This window comes from Caldicoprobacter guelmensis, assembly GCF_016908415.1.
Classification (GTDB): Bacteria; Bacillota; Clostridia; order Caldicoprobacterales; family Caldicoprobacteraceae; genus Caldicoprobacter; species Caldicoprobacter guelmensis.
In genome coordinates this window covers 1-19234 of the sequence record NZ_JAFBDW010000002.1, presented here as the reverse complement: position 1 = coordinate 19234, position 19234 = coordinate 1, and the positions used below count along the sequence as shown (strand labels likewise).

At 45.8% G+C, this 19234-nt stretch carries 14 protein-coding genes, 1 tRNA gene and 1 rRNA gene; all 16 read right to left on the bottom strand.

Features of this window, described 5'->3' with window-relative positions; genetic code table 11:
* Positions 1–57: 57 nt before the first annotated feature.
* Entirely contained in the window at positions 58–1146 is a 1089-nt protein-coding gene (locus tag JOD02_RS02585) for a DUF362 domain-containing protein (protein ID WP_204486670.1), read from the bottom strand.
* Between the two features lie 196 nt (positions 1147–1342).
* Positions 1343–3826 carry a vitamin B12-dependent ribonucleotide reductase gene (locus JOD02_RS02580; RefSeq protein WP_204486668.1) on the bottom strand — a complete coding sequence of 828 codons (2484 nt, stop codon included), beginning with the start codon at positions 3824–3826 and terminating at the stop codon, positions 1343–1345.
* A 685-nt stretch (positions 3827–4511) separates the two neighbouring features.
* Complete coding sequence (locus JOD02_RS02575; protein WP_204486666.1) at positions 4512–5537, bottom strand: sugar kinase; 1026 nt, start codon at positions 5535–5537, stop codon at positions 4512–4514.
* A gap of 300 nt (positions 5538–5837) precedes the next feature.
* Positions 5838–6485 (bottom strand): bifunctional 2-keto-4-hydroxyglutarate aldolase/2-keto-3-deoxy-6-phosphogluconate aldolase, encoded by a 648-nt coding sequence (locus tag JOD02_RS02570; protein ID WP_204486664.1) that lies wholly within the window; start codon positions 6483–6485, stop codon positions 5838–5840.
* A gap of 73 nt (positions 6486–6558) precedes the next feature.
* Entirely contained in the window at positions 6559–7809 is a 1251-nt protein-coding gene (locus JOD02_RS02565) for a glucuronate isomerase (protein WP_204486662.1), read from the bottom strand.
* A gap of 164 nt (positions 7810–7973) precedes the next feature.
* On the bottom strand, positions 7974–8963 hold the full coding sequence (locus JOD02_RS02560; protein WP_204486660.1) for a LacI family DNA-binding transcriptional regulator: 990 nt from the start codon (positions 8961–8963) through the stop codon (positions 7974–7976).
* Between the two features lie 62 nt (positions 8964–9025).
* Positions 9026–9574 carry a D-lyxose/D-mannose family sugar isomerase gene (locus JOD02_RS02555; RefSeq protein ID WP_204486659.1) on the bottom strand — a complete coding sequence of 183 codons (549 nt, stop codon included), beginning with the start codon at positions 9572–9574 and terminating at the stop codon, positions 9026–9028.
* Between the two features lie 17 nt (positions 9575–9591).
* On the bottom strand, positions 9592–10608 hold the full coding sequence (locus tag JOD02_RS02550) for a carbohydrate kinase family protein (protein ID WP_204486657.1): 1017 nt from the start codon (positions 10606–10608) through the stop codon (positions 9592–9594).
* A 126-nt stretch (positions 10609–10734) separates the two neighbouring features.
* A complete protein-coding gene (locus tag JOD02_RS02545) occupies positions 10735–11667 on the bottom strand; it encodes an aldose epimerase family protein (RefSeq protein ID WP_204486655.1) in 933 nt (310 codons plus the stop codon).
* Positions 11668–11811: 144 nt separating this feature from the next.
* Entirely contained in the window at positions 11812–13098 is a 1287-nt protein-coding gene (locus JOD02_RS02540; RefSeq protein WP_204486653.1) for a lactate racemase domain-containing protein, read from the bottom strand.
* Between the two features lie 3 nt (positions 13099–13101).
* Positions 13102–14547 carry a gluconokinase gene (locus JOD02_RS02535; RefSeq protein WP_204486651.1) on the bottom strand — a complete coding sequence of 482 codons (1446 nt, stop codon included), beginning with the start codon at positions 14545–14547 and terminating at the stop codon, positions 13102–13104.
* 54 nt (positions 14548–14601) lie between these two features.
* Positions 14602–16020, bottom strand: coding sequence for an NADP-dependent phosphogluconate dehydrogenase (gene gndA, locus JOD02_RS02530; RefSeq protein WP_204486649.1), 1419 nt, complete (start codon positions 16018–16020; stop codon positions 14602–14604).
* A gap of 209 nt (positions 16021–16229) precedes the next feature.
* The gene (locus JOD02_RS02525; protein ID WP_204486648.1) at positions 16230–17441 is read right to left on the bottom strand and encodes a zinc-dependent alcohol dehydrogenase; all 1212 of its coding nucleotides are present in this window, start codon (positions 17439–17441) and stop codon (positions 16230–16232) included.
* Positions 17442–17508: 67 nt separating this feature from the next.
* Positions 17509–18711, bottom strand: a complete 1203-nt coding sequence (locus JOD02_RS02520; RefSeq protein ID WP_204486646.1) for an aminotransferase class I/II-fold pyridoxal phosphate-dependent enzyme — start codon at positions 18709–18711, stop codon at positions 17509–17511.
* A 337-nt stretch (positions 18712–19048) separates the two neighbouring features.
* A tRNA-Asn gene (locus tag JOD02_RS02515) sits at positions 19049–19123 on the bottom strand.
* A gap of 14 nt (positions 19124–19137) precedes the next feature.
* Positions 19138–19234 (bottom strand): 5S ribosomal RNA (rrf, locus tag JOD02_RS02510); the annotation flags it as partial.

The window sequence follows — 19234 nt, the reverse complement described above, 5'->3', positions numbered from 1 at the left end:
GTAACTTACCCCCAGTTTTTACCCATCCATCTCCACTACCAAATGGGAGTGAACGCCTTAAAAGACCTCTTCAATATAATATTCCTGAGTGCCCAATCCCCTTTTCTCCAATTCTCTCAGCTGAATAAATGGATCTTTTCTGTGTATGCGCTCAAACAGATGGCCATGGTCTCCCAGCTCCATGCCCTGCGGAAGGCCTGACGGAATGAGGTCCTCCACCTTGATGGCATCCAGTGAAGCCCTTTCAATGGCAACTATATCCTGGGAAGCAAACACGCCTATATCAGGCACCAGGGATGGAGTGGTAAGCCCCCAACAATCGCACAGTATGGTTATATTGGTGAGAAAATTGATATAAAACACATGCCCTGGTTCAAACGTCTTAAGCACCTCATCGGTACACAATGCCATTCCCTTCTGGAAATCCTCATACCTGTTAGCATCCATTTTGATAGCGCCAGTGGGACATACCTTCACACAGTGCTGGCAAAATGTACAGTTGTGGAAAAATACCCTATATTTTCCGTTTTCATCAAAGCTATTGGCATCATGGTTGCAGTTTCTAATACAGGCTTCGCAGTGGATACACAGCTCTTCTTCCCATGTAATCCCACCCTCAAGGCCGTGGATTTGCTGCCTAGTACGATCAGTCACACAACCCATGGCAATGTTTTTACAAGCTCCCCCATATCCGCACGCACCATGACCTTTAACATGGGAAAGGTTGATCATAACTTCAGCGTCATGTATGTAACCGCCAATATCCACATTTTTAAACGTCTTAAAGTCTACATATTTTTCATAATAATACTTTCCTAACAATCCACATACTGGAACAATGGGCACTCCCAGATATTCCTCTGTATAACCCCTACTTCTTGCTCCCGAAACCACTTGGTCGGTTATATACACCTTTGCCCCATACTCAAGCAATTTATCCACCAGGATTTTGACAAACAGGGGATGTATGGTGGAATAGCCGATATTCCTTCCTAGGTGCATCTTTATAGCCGTCCATTTTCCCTTTACAACATCTTGCATACCCATTCTGTCTATGAGCCTACCAAACTTGGCCGGAAGCGTTACATCTGCATCAAACTTGTCGTATTTTACAGATGCAAACAATACTTTTGCTTTTTCCCCCATATTTCTTCCTCCTTCATATTAACTGCGTTCTTTCTTGGTCGTTTTTATTCTATCACAAATGCACATTATCATCAATACAACCCAAGGGCTTCTATATCGCGGTCAGCATTTTGCTGCAAAGATAACAATATCGATAACCCTAATAAAAAATTAGGGTAACAGAAAATCTCGATGTTACTTTCAAAATATCCAACCATTATCCACATTTTGAATACCCACAGGAGCGGCACACGACGCATCCACCATCGTGTTCCATAGTCGCTCCGCACTCAGGACATTTCTGCCCTTTTTTCTGAAGCTTGCCACTATTCTCTAAAGAACCGGCCGGTAAATCTACCGAAGAATCACTATCACTCAGCGGAATCCCGCCATTTTCTTTGTAGGGGTTGTTACACACATCCTTTAGAGAACAAAGCGAACAGTTGGCAAGGCAGCTGTGCTTGTCTACCATATCGGGGCTACCGATGTCAAGTTCCTCGGCTTCCAGGTTATTGTTGAGCCTTAGCTTTACCACCTTCTCTAGCACCCTGCCTATAGCATCAGGACACGATAACACCTTAAGCCCCTTCTGCCTCAGGGTAGAATGGCATCTTATACCCTTGAGCTGCTCTATTATGGTGTCAACATCCATGCCGGAGCGCAGCGCTATGGAGATCAAGCGGCTGGTGGCCTCGGACTGTGAAGGACATCCGCCTGCCCGCCCCAGGTTGGTAAACACCTCACATATCCCCTGGTCATCATAATTGACGGTGATGTACAAGTTACCGCAGCCGATCCGCACCTTTTCGGTAAAGCCCATGGTAACGTCAGGCCTTGGCCTGGGCGTTATTTTTGGCTGCTTGTTTTCAGCCTGCTCCTTTATGCGGCTGTATATTTTCTCGGTGAGAGAACCGGTTTTATCTTTTTTCTCGTCTTTTTTATCAATTTTTGGCTTATCTTCTATCGGCTTCTCCTCTAGAGGTTTATCTTCTTTGGGCTTAACGCTCAAAACCTGGCCTTCACGGCTGCCGTCCCTGTAAATGGTTACGCCCTTGCACCCCAGCTCGTAAGCCAACCAGTAAACCTTCCTTACGTCCTCCACGGTGGCGCTGTTGGGGAAATTGACCGTCTTTGACACGGCGTTATCCGTATATTCCTGGAAAGCTGCCTGCATGCGCACGTGATATTCAGGCGAGACGTCGTGGGCGGTCACAAACACCCGCCTTACATCCTCGGGTATCTCTTCCATGCCCTGGATGCTACCTCGAGCAGCTATCTTCCTCATCAGCTGGTCAGAATAAAACCCGCGCTTTATGGCCACTTCTTTAAAGTATGGATGCACTTCCACCAACTGATCGTTATCCATCACGTTGCGCACAAAGGATATGGCAAACAGCGGCTCTATCCCACTGGTGGTACCGCATATGATGCTTATTGTACCGGTTGGGGCTATGGTGGTAGTAGTGGCATTCCTCAGCCTTAGGCCCTTATGCCTTAAGGTGCTCTTTTCGAAGAATGGGAATACCCCTCTTACCTCGGCAAGGCGCGCCGACATCTCCTTGGAACGCTCCTGGATGAACTTCATGACTTGGCGAGCAAGCTCCACCGCTTCATCAGAGTTGTAAGGAATGCCCAGCTTGAACAGCATGTCGGCAAATCCCATAACTCCAAGGCCGATCTTACGACTGCCCTTGGTCATCTCCTCGATCTGCGGCAGCGGATACTTATTTACGTCTATAACGTTGTCCAGGAAGTGCACCGCTAAGTCCACAACCCTGCCCAGCTTATCATAGTTTACGACGTACTTCCCGTCAACCTCTTCAACCATTCTGGATAGGTTTATGGAGCCAAGATTACAGCTCTCATAGGGCAGCAGTGGCTGTTCGCCACACGGGTTGGTGCTCTCTATCTCCCCCAGCTCAATGAGCACATTATCCCTGTTTAAACGATCCAGGAATATTATGCCGGGCTCCCCGTTGTGCCAGGCATTTTCGACAATTTTATCGAATACCTCCCTGGCATTGAGCCTGCCGGCTGGCTTTCCAGTACGGGGGTCTATGAGGTCGTAGTCCTCCCCCCGTTCCACGGCTCGCATAAAGGCCTCGGTAATACCAACGCTTATGTTGAAATTGGTTATATCCGAGTTGTTCTTCTTGCAGTCGATGAATTCCAGTATATCAGGATGGTCCACCCTGAGTATTCCCATATTGGCACCACGCCGTGTTCCACCTTGCTTTACTGCCTCGGTTGCGGCGTTGAACACCTTCATAAAGCTGACCGGGCCGCTAGCCACGCCGCCGGTAGACTTCACCGCAGAGCCCTTGGGGCGCAGGCGCGAAAAGCTGAACCCTGTGCCGCCGCCGCTTTTATGTATCAGTGCAGCGTGCTTTACAGCATCAAATATGCCTTCCATGCTGTCGGGAACGGGCAGCACAAAGCAAGCAGACAGCTGCCCTAAGGGTCTTCCGGCATTCATGAGGGTTGGAGAGTTAGGCATGAACTCGAGGTTTACCATGAGGTTATAGAATTCCTCTTCCACCGCTTCCACATCAGCATCGGGTGAATATATCTTATCAGCCTGTGCGACATGCCTTGCCACGCGCCTGAACATATCCTCAACCGTCTCAATTATATTGCCGTTTTCGTCCTTGGCCAGATACCTCTTTTGCAGCACTTTTAAAGCATTCTCAGTCAAAAACATAAAATTCCCTCCTGTTTGTTCTTTTGTATAACCGTTTTTGGGAAAGAACAGCCTACCCGTGTGAGTGAACTACCATCCATATAAAGATGTGGAGGCTTTCTCTTCCATCGACCAAACTTGCCACCGAGAAGGTATCTCCCGGCAGCAAAGGTCCAATCTCCGCAGGCATAAATTTAAGTAGCTCATATCATCCCACTACCTGTCCGTACAACCAAGCATAATTCGTCTTCATTTTATTACAAATGGAGATTTCTTGCATATAGAAACCCAATATTTCATTTATTTATGGCTCATAACCATTATGTACATATAAAAGCTATATATCCATTATATAGTATAACTTTATCTGTCTAAGTACTATATATTGTATCACTTCTTCTTCTATGACGTCAAACGGTCATTTATCACGGAAAATATACTTTTAAGTGTTCTTTTTTCACTATTGCAAGCTAAGACGAGCAAAAATATATTAAAAAAACAAATGGGACCTATTTTTATAGTAAACCGGTCCCATTTTTGTCGCCTTATCGCTTTTCGCATTGTGTGCTCGTTCACATACTTCCTTATTCACCTTTCTATTCATTATAAAGTTTTTGTCTCCTTTCAAAGCAAACCTTTCTTCAATTTACTGCAATATCCCCTCAAGGTTGCAATCCAAAAATCATATCCAAATGCTTAGGAAAACTCACCGCTGTACCCTACCTGAAGCATCCCCCTTCATCAGGGCCTCAACCTCCTGAACCGACACCTGGTTGAAATCACCCTCGATGGTGTGTTTAAGAGCAGATGCTGCAACAGCAAATTCCAGGGCATACTGCAGGTCCTTACCTGTGATAATGGAATATATAAGCCCGGCACCAAATGCATCCCCACCGCCCACGCGATCCACAATGTGGAGCTTGTATTTCCTAGAGAAGTAATACTCCTTTCCATCATACAGCATACCAGACCAGTTGTTGTCAGACGCCGATAAGCTCTCCCTCAATGTGATAGCTACCATCTTGAGATTAAAACGGTTATACAGTTCGCGTGCCACGTATTTATATCCTTCCAGATTGAGCTGACCGGCAATCACGTCGGTTTCGGGCGCCTTTATACCAAACACCTTCTCAGCATCCTCCTCATTGGCAATCACTATGTCAACGTACTGCATGAGGTTTCCCATTACTTTGCCGGCTTTTTCGGTAGACCACAACTTCTTGCGATAATTTAAGTCACAGCTTACGGTAAGGCCCATCTCCTTCGCAACTTTGCAGCCCTCTTCAACCAGCTCCGCTACATTGTCTCCCAGTGCCGGAGTAATACCCGTGAAATGGAACCATTCGGCACCTTCAAAAGCGGCTCTCCAGTCAATATCGCCCACTTTTGCCTCTGATATGGCAGAGTGCGCCCTGTCATATACCACATTGGACGGCCTCACCGAAGCCCCCTTTTCCATAAAATATATGCCTATTCTGCTGCCTCCCCTAGCTATGTAGCGCGTATCGACACCATAGCGGCGCAGCTCGCTGATGGCTGCATCCCCTATGGGGTTTTTGGGAAGCCTTGTGACAAATACAGCATCTATACCAAAGTTGGCCAGCGACACCGCCACATTTGCCTCTCCGCCACCGTATACCACATCAAAACTGCTTGCCTGGGTAAACCTTAAATATCCTGGTGGTGATAACCTCAACATAATTTCTCCAAAGGTCACTACTTTTTTAGACATGTACAAAAACCTCCCTACCTTAAATTGTTGGCACAATAATATCTACTTGAATCGCTGTTAGAGACAAGAAAAAGTTTCTTAAAGAAAGCGCATTCACCAACTTATCCACAACTTATTGTATACTACATTGTCCATCAAAGTACAGATTTTATGAAAAACCTATAAGAAGCAATCAGCAACCTGTACCACAAGAATACCATCTGGCCACTGTCTCGGGGAAGTACCCTACAAGACAGGACATCTATACAAATCAAAAAACCACCCTGTCCTCAAAGATTATGCCCAATAAGTTCCTTCACCTCAACAAATTCCCCTGGCTGTTCTAATCCTTGCAATAAACTCCTGCGCAGTCCTGGTTATGGCCTCATAGTCTCCCGTCTTCGCTCCTTTAGTCAGTGCGCTGCCCACACCCACCGCCACAGCACCGGCTTTGATCCACTCCTCAACGTTCCCCAGGCTGACACCACCGGTGGGCATGAGTTTTGCGTAGGGTATGGGCCCAAGTATGGCTTTTATGATTTGCGGCCCAAATAGTTCCCCCGGAAAAATCTTGATGATGTCAGCACCCGCCTCCATTGCTTCCACAACCTCTTTAATGGTCATGGCCCCTGGCATGCAGGGCACCCTGTACCTGTTGCAAAGCTTGACGATTTCAACGTTTAAGTAAGGGCTTACCACATACTGTGCCCCCGCGAGAATGGCTGTTCTAGCCGTTTCGGCATCCATTACCGTCCCGGCCCCCAGCAGGATTTCACCCTTAGTATAAACCTTTGCCAACTCCTTGATTACATCGGCAGCTCCTGGAACGGTAAATGTTATCTCTATAGCAGCTACTCCACCCTTCATGCAGGCATCGGCGATCTTTAATGCCTGCTCACCAGACTCAGCCCTTACCACCGCCACAAGGCCGCCTTCAACTATCTTTGAGAGAATCTGCTCCTTATCCATTGAAGTACATCTCCCTTCTTTACAACAAAAATACAAATATTTCCCGGTAAAAAAGTTACAGATAAACCTGTTTTTATATCCTCTTGTTTATGAAATCCCAAAAGTTCTGGCTGAACAGCTTTTGCACGTCCCTGCGTATCTCGCTTTCTTCAATCTGCCAACCCGTCTCCATCAAATCCTTATACTTGTCAAACAGCACATCAGCTATGACCTTCCTGGAATGAGCCCATTTATAGATAAGCTGGTCCAGCACACGGGCATCCGAGTGCTGCGGTATGACGTTAACACCTAGAAGTTCAAACCGCATACGGGTTATCTCGTCGACCAAACTGGGGTTGTTAAGGAACCACCAGCATCCAAATATCATGAGATTTCTGAACTTGCGTGCCGCTACACTCAATTCATGTTGATTCTCCCTTGATAGCATGGTAACCATAAACTTGTTGTATGGATAGTTGGCGCACAGATACTCCACAGCCTCAATGCTGCCCTTGCCCACAGAATCGCCCGCCAGCTTAAGCCCAGGATTGACAAGCTTCTTTACACCTATCATCATCGCTAGGGGTATGTTGTGCTCTCTACATACTGGCAGAACGCATTCCTCAATGAGCACTGCCCTGGTGGAGTTCTCTGGAAAGGCAAAGGTTGGTGGCAACGATACAGCCATATACACCGGCTGCATACGATTTACCCAATCGCTTAAGAAACGCCTTACCTCTTTAAGCGTTGCCTGGTTCAATTCTTTATCGACGCCATAGCCCCATTCCTTAAGCCTCATCCACGTCTGATCCCAGGTGTTGAGAAGGGGGTCAATGCGCAACGCTGCCTTAAACCGCGGGTCAGCTTTGTAAGATTCCAACCACACCCTTCGTTCGCTGTCATCAAAAGGATCATTGGTCATCACCACTTCCTTGACCTTGGATAGCTCAAACACCTGATCTACATATTCTTCCAGGGTCTTCCCTGCAAAGTACCGGCGATATGATTCTAAGTCACGGCTAGCAACATCAAGCCCTAATTTATTTAGTACCGTCAGCACACCGCGGCATGCCTCACTGTAGGGGCTGTTTTCTAGAAACAGCATCTTCCATATGAGGTCAGCCTGTTCCCGTTTTGACATACTCCAGAAATCGTCGTAGGGCATATCTATCCACCTGAAAACCTCTGCCACCAGATAATGATAAGTAAGCAGCTCGTTTACACCCCACAACAGCATATCGCCAAAACACGGCGTGTATAGATGTGTGTGTACATCGGTAATTTCAACTTGTTCTACAGCTGCATCCACTGCAGCACGCAGCTCTTTAACATCAGCAATTGCCATAATTTAAATCACTCCCCTTTTAATTATTTTGAATATCAACATTTCTGCCGCACTTCAGCACAAGCAGTTTTCTATTTTTTAACAAACTATAACTGCCTCTTGCTCAAAAAACATCTTTATTTGATACCTGAAATACGAAAGCATTCTTTTGTAACTTCGAGACCTCAACTACTTCCCCTTATTACCAGTTCAGGAGTAACCACTATCTTATGCGTAACTTTTTTTCCCTGCAACACATCATACAGCATCTGTACAGCCCCCAAAGCCATGTCGGTCACCTTATTATCCACAGTAGACAGCTCGGGCACAGTACACAGCGAGTATTGAGAATTGTTAAATCCAAACACCACTACATCCTCAGGTACACGCCTCCCCATCTCCTTAAGTTTTTTGAGTACCCCTACTGCAATGATATCCTCGCTGGTCAAAATCGCCGTGTATCGCCTACCTTCTCCTTCCAACCTTTCTACTCCCTCATATCCACCTTGAATACCTGAAGATACTTTGATAATGCTGCCGTCATCAAACTTTAGGTTGTTTTTTTTCATACCCTTCTTAAAACCCTCTATTTTGGCCATACCGCTAAAGCTTTCCACATCGTACAGGTACACTATATCCTTATGCCCTTTTAAATAAAGTAGCTCAACTATGTTAAAGATAGCCAAACCATCGTCACAGACGATTGAATAAATATTATCCCCCTGCAGATCACCGTTGAGCATCACCACAGGTACATGCATGGCCACCTCGTATATATGGCTATTATCGTTTTTCTCCTTAAAGACCGAACCTACCAGTATAATGCCATCCACTTTTTTTTGTAGCATTATTCGAAGATATTCCCTTTTCTTTTTAAGTTCCAACCCAGTATTACATAAAATCACGTTATACCCTAGTTCCCCAAACCTTTGTTCTATGGTATAGATAGCACTAGCATAATATGAGTCCCTCACATCGCTGGTTAAAACACCAATGGTATGGGTAGCCCTGGTCACCAGGCTTCGCGCTATAGCATTAGGAGTATACCTGTACTCTCGAAGTACAGCCTCCACTCTCTCCCTAGTCTCCTGCCTAACATTTGGGCTATTGTTTATTACCCTGGATACTGTTGCAATGGATACCCCCGCTTTTTTGGCAATTTCGTAAATATTCATAAAAGCTACATCCCGTCCTCTGATACATAAAGACCCACATGGATTTTAATTAAAGAAAATTTTTAATCGCTTACCAATTTAACAATAGGTGGTTCATCCTCTTCTATGTCACTAAATCTTCCTACATTGGGGTCATCAAAGAAATTATCATGCAAGTCATCGTTTGCCGTAGAAACCTCCCCTACGATAGCATATTCCGATTCAGCCCAAAATGAATGGCGCACTCCCCTGTTAATGGTAATCCTTTCCCCTGAAGTCAAAATCAACGGTTTATCCGTAGGAATGTCAGTCTCTACACCATTAACCTGCAATCTTATGGTATCCTCATCGCCTTCTAATTTAATTGCCAGCTTTCCCCACCGGCATATAATATCCTCTTTTTTAGATGCATGATAATGAGTGGGGGTAACTTGATTTTTCTTTACATACATTATCTTTTCGCAATATTCTGGCTGTTCGGTCAAATTAACCAAAGTAAGCCCTACCTTCTCAAAATCCCCCAGTCCAAAATCAGTGACATCCCATCTGGGATTGGGGGGAAGAAACCATCCATGCCTTTCAAATGCAGCGATAGCTTCCCTAATGATAGCATTAATTTGAGAACGTTTCATATACTCACACCCCTTCATCAAAAATTACCTTTAGGCGTAGAATTAAACAACTTCTCAATGCTTTCAATATCTTTCATCCCTTCAGTGGCACTAACCTCAGAAAGACAACAAGCAGCCGCAGCCGTTCCCATTGCCAAGGCTTTTTCGATATCCCACCCTTTGTAGATTGAGTACAGCACCCCAGCACAAAAAGCATCACCAGCTCCCACTGTTCCCTTGATATACCCTGGAGGGAGAGCTAACGAAGGTTGCCTGTACACTTTTCGGCTTTTGTCCATGGCAACCGCTCCTTCTGGGGCATGAACCACAACCCACTCCTGAACCCCCATTTCAAACAGCACAGCACACATCTTCTCCACATTCTCAAGTATAAGGGTTCCTCCTGAATCCCTGGCCGGAATATGCGTAGTCAATGAAGCTTCTACTTCATTTATAATACAATAATTTGTGTACTTAAGGCTGGGGGGAACAATTCTAGAAAATCTATCGCTGTTCTCACTTACTACGTCAATAGAAGTTTTGATCCCCTTACGTTGAGCATCAGCAAGCACACGAGCTAACAGTGTTCCATATTCATCATCAAAAGAATCTAGGGTATCCAACAGCAGTATATATCCTACATGCAACAATTCAGCATCAATTTGCGAAAAATCAAAATGCGCAGGAGCCAAAAAGCTATTAGCGCCTCTGTAGTGAAAAAACGTCCTATGCCCTGTCGATTCGACTGTAATGACATCGGTAAAAGAAGTCTTAACTGAGGTCTCTTTTCTAACAAGGCGTGTATCAATATTGTGTCTATTTAGCAAATCCAATACAAACTCTCCATCTTCATCACAACCTACAAGACCAATGGCTTGAAGTTTAAGCGATGGATCCATCTTAGCAAGGTCAATCAAAACATTAGTAACCGCTCCACCAACCGATTTAGTTATAGAATAAATAGTGGCCAAATGACCTTCTTTCGGGTAACTGTCGACCACCTTCAAGTAGTCTACAACCAGATTGCCCCCTACCGCAATACCACCACTACTCATCTCCTGGCACCTCCAATACCCTTTCCCTATCTTCAATAAATTTAATTCTTCTTTATATTATTGAAGTCCTCCCAATACACAAAAAATTTTCAGAAAAACTCGACTATTTAATTAACCTCCCTACACTCAACAGATGTCCTCTCGCATAAGTTGTATGGTTATACTTCCAACTATAGTATCTTTCGGTTGCATATAAATTGTGCCTGTATCCTCTATCCCTTCTTCGGCCATATTGAATCCGTTATTGCAATTGGTAACCGGCTCAACCGCAAAAAATTCATGGTTATCTTTCGGCGAATACAGAATTACGTGCTTGAATATTTCATCTGCTTCCATCGTAAGCACCACACCGCTGCCTGGCCATCTTATAATGATAGGAGCATGAATGGCTCTATAGCACTTATCAATATGCTCAAGGCCCAGCTGCCTTTCGTGAGAAAAATCAAGATTAGGGGGTATTTCAGTCCACGGACCAGTGGGTATCGGAGTATCGCCAGGATAAATGCCCTTTGCGGGCATTTGCAAAAACACAGCATCATCTTCAGGCATGAGCCTTCTCATGAAATATGGATGAATACCCATACCACCTGGCATCTCTTCAGTCCCAATGTTTTTTAGCATCAAACGGATGGTTAAAGTAGCTCCTGCCAAAATATATTCCACTTCAGCATAAAAGGGAAAGGGCCACGCTATATCATTAAAATCCCTGCTATCAAAGCCCATTGCAATTCGCTCCGCATTTTTATAAAGCACCTTCCAAGGCCTGAAGCGCACATCACCGTGTATGGCATGTCCTTCAGGGGTATTCTTTTGAAGATTATAGACCTTGCCCCTGAATTTTAAGATTGCATTTTCTATGCGGTTTGAATAGGGAATCATATTGAAACAGGCGAACCGGCCTGCGCTTTTGTTCTCAACCGCTTCATAAGGTGTAGGCCTCATCACGTCCACCCATTCATTGCCCAGGCAATACCTCAGAGAGAAGATACCTGCCCCCACTTGAGGGCACACCCTAAGCTCTATATGTTCATTCTTCAATACTTCCAACAGCTGCCCCATCATATACCCTCCAGGTTTTCAAAATTCTTAAGCTGCTTAAAACCCCGGCTTCAAAACAATAAGCTTCACCGGCAGTTTTAGCAACAATGGCTATTACTCCTCTTTTTACATGATGTCCAGCAACAACTTACCTCGCCAATTCCCTCATTCGCTGAAGAACCTGCCCCTGTATGCCCACAGGCCTAGCGCCGGATTGCTTATGTAGAAAATCCTCTCGCCGTTTTCCAGCACGTTAAATCCGTCTTTGAGCTTTTCGGGGTTGTAAAGACTGTAAGCCTCATCAAGGTCCATGTATTTGAAGTTTACACCTTCCACTTCCTCTCGAGTAAGATGGCCTGGTGCGTATGTGATGGTAAATCGCCCATCTGACGAACCGTGAATGAGGTGGGCCACCACCGACTGGTTCTCCTGCAGGTCCTTTTGCTCCTTCCACAGCTTGAGCACCCGCTCCCTGCCCACATAGCCATATTTGCGAATCAGCATATCATTGCCCTTATCCTCGCCAAACTGCCTTACACCTGGAGCAAGCACTATGAGCTCACCACCATCGGCAATTGCCATCCGCGTCCTGTATATGGCCTTGTTGCCCAGCCAAGTGCTCTTGAACTCCTGCGGGTCCAAATACACCACCACTTTTTGCAACGGCTCATCCAGGAACTGCATGTTCTTCTGCTGGCTCAAAGCCACGGCTTCTTCAAACAACCTACGCTCTCTTCCGATAAACAAGCCGTGAATCAAAACCTTACCCTCTTCATGGGTGGTGACCGTCAATATATAAATAAGGGGCATGTCTTTGGCAAAGTGTTGCTCGGCATAGTCAAACACCTTACGCACTGGCGAATGGTCCCGACCCATAATCCTCTCCATTCCATACACAGCGCCTAGCATATGCGTTTTGTTTATCATGCTGTATCCGCCACAACCTACGAATATATTCTTGCTATAGTTGGCCATCCCCACCACTTCATGGGGCACCACCTGACCGATGGAGACGATGAGGTCATACCCACCTTTCACCAGCCGCCAGTTAACTTCCACATCTATAGAGTCCTCCATCAAACCTTCAGAAATCTCCTTGACATACTCGCCGGGCACTTCCCCAATCTTTACTACATCTTCCCGCCAGTTATGCACTATAAACCGCTCTTTGGGAATCCTCTCACCAAAGAAAGCTATGCGTTCCTCATCGCTTAAAGGCATGTGCGTGCCCAATGCCGGCATGATATCCACCTGACATGTACCTTCAAGCATCTCATACAGCATTGCGGTGATGTCTCCTGCTCCCGAATGCGCCCGGGTGAAATCTGGCGGTAACAACAATACCTTTTTAAGGCTCTCTTTGCGTCCCTCCAAAGCCCTTTCCAGGGCAGAACGGACCTGCTCTTTATCAAGTCCCCTGTTATCGGCGGCTTTCAATACAATTCCTTCCATAATTTACTCACCCCTGTTAGAAGTTTTATCATACCATTCCATATAACGCTCAAACCTTTTAGCGTACACCTTTGCCATCTTCTCATCAGGAATTATCCTTTTGCCTTGACTCGGGTTAAACTCCTCCAACGACCTTATGGCTCCAACAGCCTTCATTGCCACCGCTACTGCCCCCATGGTAGAAGCATGTTCTATGCTGGAGGTATAAATTTCTCTCTGGAATATATCGGCCGCCATTTGAAGCCACCAGCGTGAATTCTCAATACCACCCGATATCCTGATCTCCCTAGGTGCCCCCATCAGCTGCTCCAGAACCATATAACATTGATATAGATTAAAAAGTACTCCCTCAAGTATTGCGTAGTGGAGATGTCCTATCTCATGGTGGGGTTTGAGTCCTAAAAAAATGCCCGTCCTGGTATCCTCCCATCCTGGGCAACGTTCTCCATACAAAAACGGCAAAAATATGGGGGCATCCTCTACCTCGATCTTACTGGCCATTTCATCCAGCTCACGGTAACTTAACTTACCAAGGTTCAACTTTTTTCCAAACCATTGCACGCAGTTGCCTGCACCAGATGTAGCAGCACCCGCCAACCTCTTGCCCTCGGCCACGTAATAACACCAAGTTGAAGGATTATCTGGCAAAACTGGAATGAGACTGGTAACTCTCAATGCGCCACTGGTCCCCACCGACATGGTCATTATGCCCTGCCCCATGGCTCCCGCTCCTACCTGATTGAGCGCTCCGTCGGGGCCAGGCAGAGCTACCGGAATACCGGCTTTAAGCCCCAACTCTGCTGCGGCTTCCTCACTTAAAGGAACCGTATGGTCTACTTCGCAAAGTGGGGCCAACTGACTTACCTTAAGGCCCACAAAGTCCAATATCTCCTGGTCCCATTCCAAAGTATGGATATTCATAAAACCGGTACCTGAGGCGATGCTGCGTGAAACCCCTATCTGCCCAGTCAGCCTTTCAAATACGTATTCCGGCTGAGAAGAAATATAACCTTCAGGGTCTATCTGCCCTTGCTGCTTGGCATGGAGGAACTTCCATACCGGGTATATGCTGTGTACCATGCAGCCTGTCCGCTGGTAAAACCACCGTTTAAGCTGCTCATCTTTTCGATACTGGGCAGCAGTAGGAGCGGCTTCAGTACTGGCCCAGGTCTTGATCCTACCTATGGGTCTGCGCTCCCGGTCAAGCAAGAGGATGCTGTGCCATGTGCTCCCTAACCCAATGGCATCGATCTGACAGTTTTCTCGCTCAATGAGCGTTTTGGCACATTCTATCACAGCCTGGTAAATCCCCTCAGGGTCCTGGGACACCACATCATTTACGGTATCCTTAAAAGGTAGGCTGTACACACCCCTGATCCCCTTATCAAGGGAATATATCATGGCTTTGGCAGAAGAGGTGCTCACTTCTAAAGCAAGGATATTCAACATTCCCCCATCCTTTCTTTTTTTGTTTTTTCTATCTCCTATAACCAGCCAACCCAATTACCTTGCAAGCCAGTCGGTATGGAAAATGCCCTCCCTGTCAACCCTTTCATAGGTATGAGCCCCAAAGTAGTCACGCTGTGCCTGTATGAGATTTGCCGGAAGCCTATCTCTACGATACGAGTCGTAATATGCCAGTGCAGAACTAAAACAAGGTACAGGTATACCATTTTGCACGGCCAGGCTTACAACTCTTCTCCAGCTGTCCTGCGATTCCTCCATCACTTGTTTAAAGTATGGGTCAAGCAAAAGATTAGGAAGCTGCTGATCCCTATCATAAGCCTCCTTGATACGTTCTAGGAACTGTGCACGGATTATACACCCTCCTCGCCACAGGAGAGCGATATCGCCCAGCTTGAGATTCCAGTTATAGGCTTCAGAAGCCTGTCTGAGAAGTGCAAAACCCTGAGCATAGGAACAAATCTTAGAAGCGTACAAAGCCTTACCGATATCCTCTATAAGTTGCTCACGCTCACCCTCAAACTTAATCTGAGGACCTTTTAAGACCTTGGAAGCAGCCAGGCGCTCCTCTTTTATGGCCGATATGCAGCGAGCGAACACCGCCTCGGCGATAGTAGGAGCAGCGACGCCTAAATCCAGAGCCTCCTGCGACGTCCACTTGCCCGTCCCCTTTTGCCCTGCCCGATCAAGTATCACATCTACCATAGGCAGTCCAGTCTCTTCATCTATCCTTCCCAGGATATCAGCCGTAATCTCGATAAGATAAGAATTAAGTTCCCCTTCATTCCATCTCTGGAATATGGGTTGCATCTCCAGAGCTGAGAATCCCAGAAGCTCTTTCATCAAAAAGTATGCTTCACTGATAAGCTGCATATCCCCGTACTCAATGCCGTTATGTACCATTTTAACGTAATGACCTGCACCATCAGGCCCTATGTAATCGCAGCAAGGAATATCATCTCCTACCTTGGCAGCTATATCCCTCAATATCCTGCCTACCTGCTCCCACGCTTCATAAGGTCCACCCGGCATGATGCTGGGGCCCTTTAAAGCACCTTCCTCTCCACCTGAAACCCCAACGCCCATAAAAAGGATGCCTTTTTCGGCAAGCTGCCTTGTACGCCTTATGGTATCCTTAAAATAGGAATTGCCGCCGTCGATTACTATATCTCCTTCATTCAAAAGAGGAAGAAGGGAATCGATCACATCATCCACGGGTTTTCCTGCTTTAACCATTATCATGACCTTACGCGGGCGGCTCAACGATGCCACAAACTCCTCCAGGGTATAAGCGGGTATAATCCTTTCTTTGCCTTTTGCAGGCCCCTCCATAAACTCCTTGGTCCTTTCTGGCGTACGGTTATATACCGCCACAGCGTAGCCCTTGCTCTCCATGTTAAGCACTAAGTTCTGTCCCATGACCGCAAGGCCAATAAGCCCTATGTCCGCCTTAGTCATCTAAAACAGCTCCTTTCATTTTGAACTGAAAAGGAATTTCACTATAATTCAAAAGATAGTGTTTGCAATAATGAGGAATTATAGCTTCTTGTAAGCGCTTACATTTAGTGTAACACAACGGCTTTGCCCCGTCAATATAAAAGTAAAGCTACTGTAAACTGCGTTTTTCTTACATTGAAATCAAAATTTAACGGTTATATACCAAAGCGTTACGGTTTTAAAAGTACTTTAACCGATTGGTATTCTTTCTTATGTGAAGCCACCTCTATCGCCTTTCTATAGTCCTTTAAATCAAATACATGGGTTACCAACGGCGATAAATCCAGCTTCCTCGATGCCATTAAATCTAGCCCTATTTTAAAGGTTCGCTCCCTTTTTCCATCCACAGGATCAACGCCGTAACCGTATATCCCCTTTATGGTGACTTCCTTAAACCATACCATCGACCAATCGAGTTTTATCTGGGCACCCAGTCCCACCAGCACAAGCGTTCCACCGGAGTTGATATACCTTAAAGAATCTTTCAAGCTGGATTCTGTCCCAACGCAGTCAAAAACCCTGTCAAATCCGCCAATTAAGTATTTATATCCAATAAGTGGCTTTACCACTTTCCCACCGGTTATTTCAGCCATGGTTTCAACGTTGCAATCCCTGGAGTATATTACCCTGTCAGCCCCGTACTTATGGGCAAGCTGTCCCTGAAAGCCATACTTGGCTATCACCGTAATATCAGCTTTAGAACCAAAAGCTCTCAAGGATGCCACTATCAAAATGCCGATGATACCCGAACCTATCACCAAAACCTTTTCATTATCAGAAGGAAAGTTCCTCAGCACGGGATGCAAAGCAGAACACAGAGGATCTATCAAGATAGCCTCTTCATCCTTAAGATTATCGGGAACCTTAAATAGCTGTGACTTGTGTGCAACATAAAATTCTCCCCAGCTTCCACCCGTATCGGCACACGTCCCCATGATGGTCCCTGCGGAAAGCTTACCCTCGGTAAAATTCAAGCACAGGTTGTAATCCCCCTCTAAACACTTAGGGCACTTTTCAAGGCCTCGTGGCTCACACGACAATACATCGTCAGCCACTATTCTATCTCCCACCTCAAAACCTTTGACGTTTTTCCCCTTCTCCACGATGACTCCAAGGTTTTCATGCCCCATTACAAATTTTTTGGAAGCAAAAGGCGAGAGCAGGGGGCTGTCATGAAGGAATATCATGTTTATATCGCTTCCACATATACCGCCGTATATGGTCTTAACCTTTACCCAGTCATCGCCCGGTAAAACAGGTTCTTCAACGTCTTCATACCTTACACAAGAAAAACGGCTATAGTAAAGCTTACGGTTAACCTTTCCCATTGCAAGGGTTAAAATATAAGGCAACAGGTCAGCGCTAAAAGTTACCGCCTTCATTCCCAAGACGCCCCCTTTTATTATATCTTACTTTAATGCCTTGTTTGTGAACTACTCCACTTAAATATTACTCAATAGCCGCAGCAAATGGCTCTTTCGTTTCTCGGCTAAATACCCTCTCAAAAGCACTCAAAGCGTAATCCAGCTGTTCCTTTGTATGGGTAGCGGTATAACTGGTTCTCAGCAAGCATTGGCCGGGCTTAACTGCAGGTGAAACTACAGGATTGACATATACCCCCTCGTCCAAAAGCTGCTTAGCAATGACAAATGTCCTTCTGTCCTCCCACGTCATGACAGGAATAATGGGCGTTTCGGTTTCGCGTATAGGAATGCCCAGCTTTTTTAACCCCTCTCTCATATACCTTGCATTTTCTTGCACCCTTGCAACGCGTTCAGGTTCGGATTGAAGTATATTGAGGGCTTCAAGAGCGGCCGCTGCATTGGCGGGTGAAATGGAAGCGCTGAATATAAAAGGCCGGGATACATGCTTGACATAATGTATTACCTCCTCGCTAGCAGCTATATAGCCACCCAAGCTGGCTAATGATTTGCTAAAAGTCCCCATTATTATGTCTACTTCATCCTCTAGGCCGAAGTACTCGGCTGTACCCCTGCCGTGTTTGCCTAAAGTTCCAAGGCCGTGGGCATCGTCCACCATTACACGAGCCCCGTATTTTCGAGCTAATCTCACTATCTCAGGAAGATTGCATATGTCGCCTTCCATGCTGAAAACCCCGTCAACCACGATGAGCTTACCGTGTTTGTCTGGAATATTGCTCAATATGCGCTCCAAATCTTCCATGTCGTTGTGCTCAAACTTGAGCACTTTTGCAAAGCTAAGCCTGCATCCGTCAATTATGCTGGCATGATTAGCCCTATCACATATTATGTAGTCATTTCTACCGGCAATAGCCGAAATGATCCCCAGGTTTGTCTGAAAACCGGTGCTAAAGGTGAGCGCCGCCTCCTTTTTTAGAAAAGCAGCCAGCCGCTTTTCAAGTTCAACGTGCAGGTCCAGGGTACCGTTTAAAAATCTCGAACCCGAACATCCCGTTCCATACTTATCCAGAGCCCGTTTTGCAGCCTCAATAACCCTTGGATCAGAAGTAAGACCCAAGTAATTGTTGGAACCTATCATTATAGTTCTTTTTCCATTGATTATAACCTCGGTATCCTGCCCCGACTCCAACACATGAAAATAAGGATATATCCCTGCCTTCATGGCTTCCTTGGCAGCGGTATAATTGTAACACTTTTCAAAAATGTCCATTACCCCCTCACCCCTTTACATACCATCAAATTTGTGTTTTACTCTTAAAATGTCACTCTCTTCCAGCTAAATCCCTTAAGAGATGTCTTTCGTATAGCCCTTGATGTTTTCAAGCGTCTATTATGAGATTATTTTACCACACGGAATAGATTTAACAAATACCCAAAAAAATAAAAAGCCCTGCTTTCCAGAGCTTATTTGCTTTGTAATTAAAGCGCATTATCTTTCAGTCTGATTATAGCCCATATAGATACACTACACAAACCGGTATATTTGCCCCTATACGAAAAGCCACATTGCCAATATAAATACAAATCACAAGAGCCAAAAAAAGAAATGGCTCCTCAGGTTGGATTCGAACCAACAACCCCTCGGTTAACAGCCGAGTGCTCTACCGTTGAGCTACTGAGGAACGCTTTATAAAGACCCCGGCGACGACCTACTCTCCCAGAGGGTCTCCCCTCTAGTACCATCGGCGCTGAAGGGCTTAACTTCTGTGTTCGGAATGGGAACAGGTGTTTCC